The organism is Pseudomonas sp. P4_C8 (assembly GCF_056401975.1).
Genome location: NZ_JBFUIH010000029.1, coordinates 73,474 through 83,224, shown reverse-complemented (window position 1 = coordinate 83,224; position 9,751 = coordinate 73,474). Strand labels below are relative to the sequence as shown.

Annotated in this window: 8 protein-coding genes and 1 pseudogene; 4 read left to right on the top strand and 5 right to left on the bottom strand. The window is 58.2% G+C overall.

From position 1 onward, the window contains the following. From AC1DWM_RS19050 to AC1DWM_RS19040, 3 genes and pseudogenes are all read right to left on the bottom strand, one after another. Positions 1-721 (bottom strand): annotated as a pseudogene (locus AC1DWM_RS19050) (transposase); the annotation flags it as partial. A gap of 111 nt (positions 722-832) precedes the next feature. Further along, complete coding sequence (locus AC1DWM_RS19045) at positions 833-1,126, bottom strand: fructose-bisphosphate aldolase (protein ID WP_477795864.1); 294 nt, start codon at positions 1,124-1,126, stop codon at positions 833-835. 675 nt (positions 1,127-1,801) lie between these two features. Further along, complete coding sequence (locus AC1DWM_RS19040) at positions 1,802-2,470, bottom strand: polysaccharide lyase family 7 protein (RefSeq protein ID WP_477795863.1); 669 nt, start codon at positions 2,468-2,470, stop codon at positions 1,802-1,804. 322 nt (positions 2,471-2,792) lie between these two features. On the opposite strand from AC1DWM_RS19040, the gene AC1DWM_RS19035 reads away from it, so the two are divergent. Genes AC1DWM_RS19035 through AC1DWM_RS19025 form a run of 3 tightly spaced genes read left to right on the top strand, consistent with a single transcriptional unit; the run spans position 2,793 to position 5,775 of the window. Continuing rightward, positions 2,793-4,916 carry a putative bifunctional diguanylate cyclase/phosphodiesterase gene (locus tag AC1DWM_RS19035; RefSeq protein ID WP_477795862.1) on the top strand — a complete coding sequence of 708 codons (2,124 nt, stop codon included), beginning with the start codon at positions 2,793-2,795 and terminating at the stop codon, positions 4,914-4,916. Positions 4,917-4,961: 45 nt separating this feature from the next. Continuing rightward, positions 4,962-5,453 carry a M48 metallopeptidase family protein gene (locus AC1DWM_RS19030; protein ID WP_223520996.1) on the top strand — a complete coding sequence of 164 codons (492 nt, stop codon included), beginning with the start codon at positions 4,962-4,964 and terminating at the stop codon, positions 5,451-5,453. Positions 5,454-5,478: 25 nt separating this feature from the next. Continuing rightward, a complete protein-coding gene (locus AC1DWM_RS19025) occupies positions 5,479-5,775 on the top strand; it encodes a winged helix-turn-helix domain-containing protein (RefSeq protein ID WP_223520978.1) in 297 nt (98 codons plus the stop codon). A gap of 113 nt (positions 5,776-5,888) precedes the next feature. On the opposite strand, the gene AC1DWM_RS19020 is transcribed toward AC1DWM_RS19025, so the two are convergent. Beyond that, positions 5,889-6,341 carry a GNAT family N-acetyltransferase gene (locus AC1DWM_RS19020; protein ID WP_223520976.1) on the bottom strand — a complete coding sequence of 151 codons (453 nt, stop codon included), beginning with the start codon at positions 6,339-6,341 and terminating at the stop codon, positions 5,889-5,891. A 258-nt stretch (positions 6,342-6,599) separates the two neighbouring features. On the opposite strand from AC1DWM_RS19020, the gene AC1DWM_RS19015 reads away from it, so the two are divergent. Continuing rightward, complete coding sequence (locus AC1DWM_RS19015) at positions 6,600-7,337, top strand: substrate-binding periplasmic protein (protein WP_477795861.1); 738 nt, start codon at positions 6,600-6,602, stop codon at positions 7,335-7,337. Positions 7,338-7,460: 123 nt separating this feature from the next. On the opposite strand, the gene yccS is transcribed toward AC1DWM_RS19015, so the two are convergent. After that, the gene (gene yccS / locus AC1DWM_RS19010) at positions 7,461-9,644 is read right to left on the bottom strand and encodes a YccS family putative transporter (RefSeq protein ID WP_477795860.1); all 2,184 of its coding nucleotides are present in this window, start codon (positions 9,642-9,644) and stop codon (positions 7,461-7,463) included. Between the last annotated feature and the right edge of the window lie 107 nt (positions 9,645-9,751).

Genomic DNA, 9,751 nt, shown 5'->3' with positions numbered 1-9,751 from the left:
GTAGCCCGCATCTGCGGTGACCGTGAGTTCATCTTGCGAAAGTTGTTCCTTGGCGGCCTTGGCCATCGGTTCAAGTTGCTTGCGATCATCGCTGTCCTGAGTCACTTCATGGTGCACAATCATGCAGTGCTCAGCATCCACGGCTGTCTGTACGTTGTACCCGACCTGCGGCCCTTTGTGCGTTCGCAGCATTCGGGCATCGCTTTCGTGGCTATTGAATTGCTCAAGCTCCATTGATTTCATCAGCGCCTGGCACGTCAGGTTATTGGAATGCCTGACCTCAAGTTGCGCCAACGCCGTCTTGATCGCACTGCGGTCAACCCTCTCGCCGGCTTCGGTTTTATCCGCCTCATCCAGCTCGGCCAAGTACTGGGCAATGCGTTTATCCAGCTTCTGCTCCTGGTGTTTGAGCCGTTGCAAGCTCGTATGGCGCCGCGAGGACGCAACAGCCTGGAACTTGCTGCCATCAATCGCCACCAGATCACCCGCGATCAAACCTGCCGTTCGGCAAAACTGGACGAAGGCCCGGCACGTCGCGATAAAAGCGGGTTTGGCGGCCAGTGCTTTTGGGTAGCGCTTTATCAAAGCCCAGTCGCACCAGGTCCAGCTTGGCGACGTAGATGTCGATAACGCGAACGAGGTGATCCTCAGGGATCAACTCCTCCAGCGAAACCGGGAACAAACTGGTCTGGGTACGGGACTGTCCCTGGATGTAGGCCATAACGAAAAATGCTCCGTATCTTTCGATGCGGAGCATTTTCTTTGATCGCCAGGCAGATTGCTAGGTTTTCACACAGTCTGGAGAGGCGGGTTTTTTATGCCTGAAATTGGGTTACTGAGCTTTAGGTTGTTCGAACCCTCGCTGCTCAATCACCCCAAACACATCAGCAATGTCCTGAACCATGATCCGGGCAATGTTGGTGACGGTGTTGATATCGTTATCGGCGTAGTCGGGGAGGCTGGTGCAGGCCATCAGGTTCAGGTATTTGAGGACGGCGTTGAGGCGTTCGCTGAGGCAGTTGTGAAGTTCGCGTAGCGGGGCGTCGCTGTCGATGAGCAGGACGGGGTGGTCGGTGGCGAATTGGGACATGGGGATGAAGCGGCGCGGCGGGCTGTTCATTGTCATAAGTAAATCTTCCTCGTATCTGAATGAAGAGCTACTGCCGTTCGCTGCGAAACGAATGGGGTGGTAGCTATGTGCGGGTTCGCAGACCAGGGATACGGGAACCCGGCAGACCCGAAGGTCTCCCACACACAGCCACCATAAAAAGGAGGGCGAGTGCTAACGCGCCCACTTTTTTCGAGGCGCTAGGGTACTACACGTATCGTTAGGGCTGCGAAACCCTGTCGCCAACGATGTCGGCGACAGGCCAACTCTAGGCAGCGATTTGGGTAGCCGCAACCGGGCTGTAGGACGCCTGTCTGGCCTCTTGGGTAGGCAGCTTGGTCTTGGTTTTCTGTGTAGCCGCAATAAAACCGGGCGATATGGCGTGTCTGAAGAAATTGGCGGCAGGGTTTGGGGCTGCTTCGCCGCCCAGCGGGAGCAAGCTCCCTCGCCACAGTCGGAGGCGTCCTACGAGTTTTTCGGACGCTGTAGCAGCTGTCGAGCCTGCGAGGCTGCGTTCGGCTCGGTCCGCGCTCGGGCGCAGCAGTCGTCAATCAGGCTACATATTCATTCAGGCGGGCCGGGTTTACCGGGATTGCGAGGACTTCGTCCTTGGACGCAGCCTCGCGCTGCTCGACAGCTGCTACAGGGGATGAGGTGTTTTGGGGGGACGCGGAGCGTCCCGGGGGTGGGTGATTACTTGTCGTGATCAATATCCAGCTTGCTGAACGTCACCATCCCCCCCTCGCTGGTGTACCCGGTGTTGTCCTGCACATAAACCCCAGCCTTGAAGTACAGCGGTTTATCACGCCAGGTCGCGCTGATCTCGGTGTCCCACTGATACCCCGCCGCACTGATGCCTAGCGCGCCACCCGGACTCAGATGAATCAGGTAAGAAAACTCCTGATCCAGTTTCACGCCCGTCGCAATGGTGATCACCCGGCCTTCATCATCATCCGGATGCATGCGCACTTTGGCGACGATGTTACCGGTGGAGGTCGTGGTCTTGTACTGATATTCAACCTTCACCAAGGGCTTCTGGCTTTCATAGGCATGGATCTGGCCGATGACGATCTTGCCCGAGCTGGGCACCTGATTCACCGCCAGGGTCGCGCGAAGGAAATTGTCGGCGTCCGGGTGGTACCAGTTTTTCAGGGTGCCATTGGTGTAGGTTTCGCGAAGTTCGGTACGAGGGTAGATGGCATTTGCGGTGCGCGAACCCGTTACCGGTGTCCAGAAGAACAAAGTGCCGGTGTCGGAATGGAAGTATTGGTCCTTGAAGCCATCCACCAGTTTGGCGGTTTCAACGGTGTACGGCGGATTGCCAACAGGAACGCTGAGGTTCCAGGTTGCGAGATCGATCATAGACAAAGCTTCCACAAATTTTACTGCACGCACGTGCCAGAAGCTCTAGTACGCGCCTCGGAGGGCGGTCTTTATAAGCGTAGAAGGCCACTTTGTTAATGCCCGAATGGCAAATGATTGACGTCAACATCCTGTCTAAATGCCATCTCGCCCGGTTTCCGGGGCTTGCAGGACCGACCGTTAGTCGGCAAATTAACGCGTTAGTTAAATGATGGCGCTTTGATAGCTTCTGCTTTTGCGGATCGCGGTCTAGAGTGAGGACACAGTATTTGTCCGGTTTTCACGAGAAACCGACCTGACGCCCTCGAACAAGAGAAGCAGCATGGAATGCGCGCAACCCACGCCAACCGAAGGCAGCTCGATCCTTTTAATCGTCGATGACTACCCTGAAAACCTGATTAGCATGCGCGCGTTGCTCCAGCGCCAGGACTGGCAGGTCATGACCGCCGCCTCCGGCTTTGAAGCGCTCGGCCTATTGCTCAAACACGATGTCGACCTGGTATTGCTCGATGTGCAAATGCCGGGCATGGACGGTTTTGAAGTGGCGCGCTTGATGCGCGGTAGCCAGCGAACGCGCCTCACGCCGATCATTTTCCTGACGGCCAACGAACAGTCCCAGGACGCTGTGATCAAGGGTTACGCCAGCGGCGCGGTGGATTACCTGTTCAAGCCGTTCGACCCGCAAATTCTCAAGCCCAAAGTGCAAGCCCTGCTGGAGCATCAGCGTAATCGCCGTGAGTTGCAGCGCCTGAGCCACGACCTGGAAGCCGCTCGCGCGTTTAATGCCTCGGTGTTGGAGAACGCGGCTGAAGGCATTCTGGTGGTGAGTGAGGACGGGGTGATCCGTTTTGCCAACCCGGCCGTGTCGCGGCTGCTCAATGCCACGGTGCAGGAGCTGCAAGGCAAAGAGTTTCTGGATTTCCTGCAAAAACCGCATATCCCGGTCTGGGCGGATTCCGAGATTTATAGCGGTTACAAGCGCGGCGAAACCTTGCGCCTGCATGACGCGCTGCTGCGAACCGCCCCCGGCCAGCAGGTGCCGGTGGCGCTGTCGTGCGCGCCATTGCCCGCTGAACAGCACGCCATGGTGGTGACGGTGCTGGACATGTCGGTGGTGCGTCACCTGCACCAGCAACTGGAGTTCCAGGCTGTTACCGACCCGTTGACTGGCCTGCTCAATCGCAGGGGGTTCTACCAGACCGTTGAAAATCTGCTGCTGCGCGGCGAACGCTCGGACGGTGCCTGGGTGCTGCTGTACCTGGACCTCGACGGCTTCAAACGGGTCAATGATTCCCTCGGCCACGATGCCGGGGACCGCGTGCTGCGTTGGGTGTCCGAACAGTTGAAGGCCTGTTTGCGTCCCTTCGACATTCTGGCGCGCATGGGCGGCGATGAGTTTACGGCGCTGCTGGACCTGGAGTTTCCCGAGCAGGCGGCAAAGATTGCGGAAAAGCTCATCGAGCGGGTATCGATTTGTCAGCAGATTGATGGCCTGGAAATCACCTTGGGCGCCAGCATCGGGATTGCGACGTTTCCGGATTGCGGGGCCAACCTCGACGGTTTGTTGCGGGCCTCGGACATTGCCATGTACGAAGCCAAGCGTGCGGGCCGTCAGCAGTATCGTTTCTACGATCACGAGATGAACGGCCGGGCGCGTTCGCGGCTGATGCTCGAAGAAAGTGTACGAACGGCCATCGAAAACCGTGATTTCAATTTGGTGTATCAACCTCAAGTGTCCATCGCCAATGGGCAGATCCGCGGGTTCGAGGCATTGCTGCGTTGGCAGCACCCGAGCGTCGGCGATGTCCCGCCGGGGCTGTTTTTGCCATTGCTGGAAGAGGCGCGGCTGATCAGTCGGCTGGGCAGCTGGATTTACCATCGTGGAGTTGGGCAGCGAAAGGCCTGGGAAACCCTGTTTGCCGAGGACCTGGTGCTTGGTGTCAGTTTGAGCAGCACTCAGTTCGGCATGCCCAACCTGGTCACCGAATTGCGCCAGGTGCTGGGGCGTCATGGCCTGGAGCCGCGTCATATGGAAGTCGAGGTGACGGAAGAAGCGCTGATGCAAAATCCCGAAGAAACCCGTAAGACCTTGCGTTTGCTGCGCAATCTTGGGGTGCGGGTGGCACTGGATGACTTTGGTTCCGGGCCTTGCTCCCTGTCACATCTGCGCGACCTGGAACTGGACACACTCAAATTCGACCGGCACTTGATCGCCCGCCTGCCCGATTCCTCGCGGGATGCAGCGCTGGTGCGCAATGTGATTGACCTGTGCAAGGAATATGGAATGCGGGTGATCGCCGAAGGGGTGGAAACCATTGCTCAGTATCAATGGCTGCAAGCGAATGGCTGTGAGTACATGCAAGGTTTTCTGGTGGCGCGGCCGATGATGGCCGAGGACGTCGGCGACTTTGTGCAACTGTTCGACTGGAGCGCACTGAACAGTTGAATTCGCTACACTGGCGACCTTTTCGTGATTCGTGTTGCCGCCCCAATGACCGCGTTGAAATACCTCCAGGCCTATCCTGCTGCATTACAGGATCAAGTGCGCCAGCTGATCGCCGAAGATCGGCTGGGCGACTACCTGAGCAAGCGCTACCCGGAAAAGCACGGCGTACAGAGCGACAAGGCGCTGTACACCTATGCGCTGGACCTCAAGCAGGAATACCTGCGTAATGCCCCGGCCATCGACAAAGTGCTGTTCGATAACCGTCTGGACCTCACTCATCGCGCGCTAGGCTTGCACACAACCATCTCGCGGGTGCAGGGCGGCAAGCTCAAGGCCAAGAAAGAAATTCGTGTGGCCTCGCTGTTCAAGGAAGCGCCTTCGGAGTTTCTGAAAATGATCGTGGTGCATGAACTGGCACACTTCAAAGAGTCCGATCACAACAAGGCGTTCTACAAACTCTGCGAACACATGCTGCCGGGCTATCACCAGGTGGAGTTTGACCTGCGGGTGTACCTGACTTGGCGGGACATGCAATAACAGATCAATAGCCGGGAGTCTTTGAATGGAAGTCAGCAAGACCAAGAGCAGTTTCTATCGCCGGTTGTACGTGGCGTACCTGATCGACAGTGGGCTGGCCAGCAGTGTCCCGGCCTTGACCGACGTGACCGGCATGCCCCGGCGCACGGCGCAGGACACGATTGCGGCGTTGGCGGATCTGGACATTGTTTGCGAGTTCGAGCAGGAAGAGGGCGCGCGCAATCATGCGGGGCGCTATCGGATTCGTGAGTGGGGGGCGATTGATCGGGGGTGGATCGAGCGTAATTTGCTGCAGATAAAAGAAGTGTTGGAGTATCCCTAGATTCTGCGGTGGTGTAGCTGACGCCATCGCGGGCAAGTCGAATCGTCGCACCGCCGGCTCCTACAGGATTTAGGTGATCCCTGTGGGAGCCGGGCTTGCCCGCGATGGGGCCCTTAAAGGCGACGCATCCCGACGTGTGGAATACCATCCTCGACGTATTCCTCACCCGCCACGACAAACCCGTACCGCCCGTAATACCCCTGTAAGTGCACCTGGGCCGACAGATAAACCGGCATGTCCGGCCAGTGCTTCTCCGCCTGCTTCAACGCCTGCGCCATCAGCTCGTGCCCCAGGCCGGTGCCACGTGCCGCCGGGGCAACAATCACCCGACCAATCACCACATCGCCACCCTGCGTCTGTGGATCGAGCAATCGCAGGTAACCCACCAGCCGATTCTCGTCCCACGCCATCAAATGGCGGGTATCACCTTCCAGATCCTGGCCATCGATGTCTTGATACACGCATTTCTGTTCGACGACGAACACCTCTGCGCGCAGTTGCAGAATGGCGTACAGCTGTTCTTTACCCAGGTCGCTGTGGTGTTTGCAGATCCAGTCAATTGTCATTTTCACGTTCCTTGAACATCGTCGCTCCGATACTAAGCGTCCTGAGGACAGTTGTCTTTAAGGCAGGAAAATCTGTGACAAAGGCCAAAATGCCATCATTCATTTCGCGCGGCATTGTCATCTTTGTGTAATCTGCGGTGAAGCGCTGTGCATTGGCTTCAATGAGCGATGTTGAGTACCTGGCTGCCGGTACATGGGTCTTGGAGTTTGGGCTGAAAAAAACACGCCGGGTAACCCGCCCGCTAAGGATTTTCTAGCATGCCGCGATTGCATCAAGCTTCTGCTTTGATCGTATTGCTGTTGCTGACACAGGGCGCGGCGGCGGAAAAGCTGCGTCTGGTCGCCGATGCCTGGCCACCCTTTACCGACGCCACGCTGGTCAACGGCGGATTGGCGACGGACATCGTCAGTACCGCGCTGGCCCGGGCCGGTTTTGCCAGTGATTTCGAACAGGTGCCTTGGGCGCGAGCCTTGATGGGTGTGGGCGAGGGGCGCTATGACGTTTTGGTCAACGCCTGGTACACCGCTGATCGCACTCAGCTTGGCCAGTTCTCCGGCGAGTATCTGCTTAACCGCGTGCGCTTTCTGAAACGCAAAGACGCGCCCATCGAATACAACGACTTGCAGCAACTGCACACTTATCCGATTGCGATCGTGCGGGGTTACGCTTATTCGCCAGAGTTCGATGACGACGTGTCACTGCAGAAAGTCCCGGTGCATAACTTTGCCATGGCGGTACGCATGGTGGCGGCGGATCGGGTCAAGTTGACGCTGGAGGATGAATACGTCGCCCGTTATTACTTGGCACGCGAATCATCCAAAGTGCGCAATGCCGTGGAGTTTTTGCCAAAACCATTGAGCGAGAACAGCCTGCACATATTGGTCAGTCTGAAGAACCCACAACATGAACAGATCGTCGCCGGTTTTGACCGCGAGATTGCCGAGATGAAGGCTGATGGCAGTTATGCGCGGTTGATGAAGCAGCATGGGATGTGAGGTGTGGCTGATGGCCCCTTCGCGAGCAGGCTCGCTCCCACACTGACCTGTGACACAACGAAGATCCCCTGTGGGAGCGAGACCGGCTTGCCGGCGAGGAGGCAGGCCCAGGCAATACATATCTCAGGCTTCGCTAGTGTCTTTAATCAAATGCGCCGCCAACGTCCGTAACGGCCCCAGTTGCCGACAAATCAACGCCAACTGCGTCTGCACCAGTCGCTGCCCTTCATCGATTTCATCCGGCATCTGTTCAAGCGAATTGGCCAGCGCCTCTTCCTCATCACTCTGAATCGCAATCGGCTGTTTGCTCGCCAGACCTTGGGCGATTTCGTCGATGCTGGCCGCGAGGCTCACGCCGGCACCCTCAATCAAATGCTCATGCACATCCGGTGGTAGCGGGGTTTCGCGGTGCGCGCCCAACCCGGACAAATAGCTGAGCAACGTGTGCGACAGCACCAGAAAACGAAAGCCGACATCCGCTTCCTTCCGGAAATGCCCTGGCTCCATGAGCATGTTGGCCAGCGTCGTCGACAGCGCCGCGTCGGCGTTGTGTGCGTTGCGTCGAGCCAGGCGATAAGCCAGGTCGTCGCTTTTGCCGGCCGCGTATTGCTGCATGATCTGACGCAGGTAAATGCTGTTGCAGGTCAGGGTGTTGGCCAGCACTTTGTTCAGGCGTCGGCCCTGCCAGTCCGGCAGGAACAGGAACACCGCGAGCCCGGCAATCAGGCTGCCGAGCAAGGTATCGAGCAGTCGCGGCAGGAACAGCCCATAACCGTCCCCGACCTGGTTGAAGCAGAACAGCACCATCAAGGTGATCGCGGCCGTGGCCAAGGTGTAGCGGGTGGTTCTGTTGATAAAGAACACCACGCCGGCGGCAATCGCAAAGCAGGACTGGATCAAGGGATTCGGGAACAGATCGAACAGCGCCCACGCCATCGTCAGGCCGATTGCGGTGCCGATGATCCGTTGACCGAGTTTGCGTCGGGTGGCGCCGTAGTTCGGCTGGCAAACGAACAGCGTGGTGAGGATGATCCAGTAACCCTGAGAAGGGTGAATCAAATGCACCATGCCGTAGCCGATGCTCAACGCGAGGGGCAAACGCAGTGCATGGCGGAACAGCAGCGACGTCGGCGTCAGCTGCGTGCGCAAGCGTACCCACACATCTTTGAGGTTGCGGGGCGAACGGTCGAGCAGGCTGCTGTCGGTGGCATCGGCCAAGGCTTCCGGGTTACTGGCATCGCTGAGCAAATGGTCGAGTGTGGCGAGGTTGGCCGCCAGCGCCCGTAGCGAACGCAACAACCCGCGCCAGGCCGGGTTGCTCTGGATACGCAGGTGTTCGATGGAGGCGTGGAGGTCGCCGAGGGCTTCTGCGAAGCTTGCGTCATAGACGAACGGCTGACGCATCTGGATCGATTCGGCGAGGGCACGGCACGCTTTGCCTTGTTGACGCAGCAGGCGCTGACAGCGGAACAATACGTCGCTGTGGAAAAACGCCTCGGCGAGTGCGTTGTAGGGGTAATGCGAAGAACTGGCGCGCTCGTGGATGTCCTGAGCGAGGAAGTACAGTTTCAGGTAGCGACTGACTTTCGATCCCGGCCGACCGTTGCCGACCCGGTGCAAAATGATTTCCTTGGCGGCGTTCAAGGCCGCCACCACACGACCGTTCTGCTGGGCCAGTTCCAGTCGGCGCGCTTCCACGTCCATCTGCCGGATCGGCTCGAACAGCGACGATTTCAGCTTCAGGTAAAAACCCAGTTCGCGGAACAATCGCGCCAGGCTCTGCTGCACGGGCTGGTTGGAAAACATCGCCTGCCACAGCACCGACAGCAAACCGTACCAGGCCGCGCCAGCCACCAGCAGCACCGGTTCATGCCAGAAATCGGTGACGGCGCCGCCGCGCTGGTCGACGCCGATCATGGTGTAGACCGACAGAATCAGTGTCGCCGAGGCAATGGCGCCATAGCGCTCGCCGAGGGCGCCGAGCATGGTCAGGCAAAAACTGGCCAGGGCCAGGGCGATGATGAAGATATAGGGATAGGGGAAGAGCAGTTCGACGGAGAAGGCGGCGACGCTGAAACACACCAGCGTCACGGCGAGCGCGTTGAGGCGGCCCTGCCAACTGTCGTCGGTTTCGGCCAGGGCGCTGGCGATGATCCCCAGGAACAACGGGATCAGTAGCCCCATTTCATCCTGATACCAACAGACCGCCATGCTGCCGGTCAGGGCAATGAACACCCGCACGCTGTAGCTGAATTTATCCAGCGCCCAGAGGCGACGCAGAGACTGACTGAGAGGAGTCGATGACATGAAGTGCGAAGGCCTTCCGAGGCAATGACGCTAAATTGAGCCAGTAATGACGCCGACGCAATGGCGCCGATCACATCTGACAGCAAAATCTGTTCCTTGATACCACA

Excerpts from the sequence above, each read along its gene's own strand:
- yccS (WP_477795860.1), bottom strand. The coding sequence starts at position 9,644 with ATGTCATCGACTCCTCTCAGTCAGTCTCTGCGTCGCCTCTGGGCGCTG.
- AC1DWM_RS19030 (WP_223520996.1), top strand. The coding sequence starts at position 4,962 with ATGACCGCGTTGAAATACCTCCAGGCCTATCCTGCTGCATTACAGGAT.
- AC1DWM_RS19015 (WP_477795861.1), top strand. The coding sequence starts at position 6,600 with ATGCCGCGATTGCATCAAGCTTCTGCTTTGATCGTATTGCTGTTGCTG.
- AC1DWM_RS19045 (WP_477795864.1), bottom strand. The coding sequence starts at position 1,126 with ATGACAATGAACAGCCCGCCGCGCCGCTTCATCCCCATGTCCCAATTC.
- AC1DWM_RS19025 (WP_223520978.1), top strand. The coding sequence starts at position 5,479 with ATGGAAGTCAGCAAGACCAAGAGCAGTTTCTATCGCCGGTTGTACGTG.
- AC1DWM_RS19040 (WP_477795863.1), bottom strand. The coding sequence starts at position 2,470 with ATGATCGATCTCGCAACCTGGAACCTCAGCGTTCCTGTTGGCAATCCG.
- AC1DWM_RS19020 (WP_223520976.1), bottom strand. The coding sequence starts at position 6,341 with ATGACAATTGACTGGATCTGCAAACACCACAGCGACCTGGGTAAAGAA.
- AC1DWM_RS19035 (WP_477795862.1), top strand. The coding sequence starts at position 2,793 with ATGGAATGCGCGCAACCCACGCCAACCGAAGGCAGCTCGATCCTTTTA.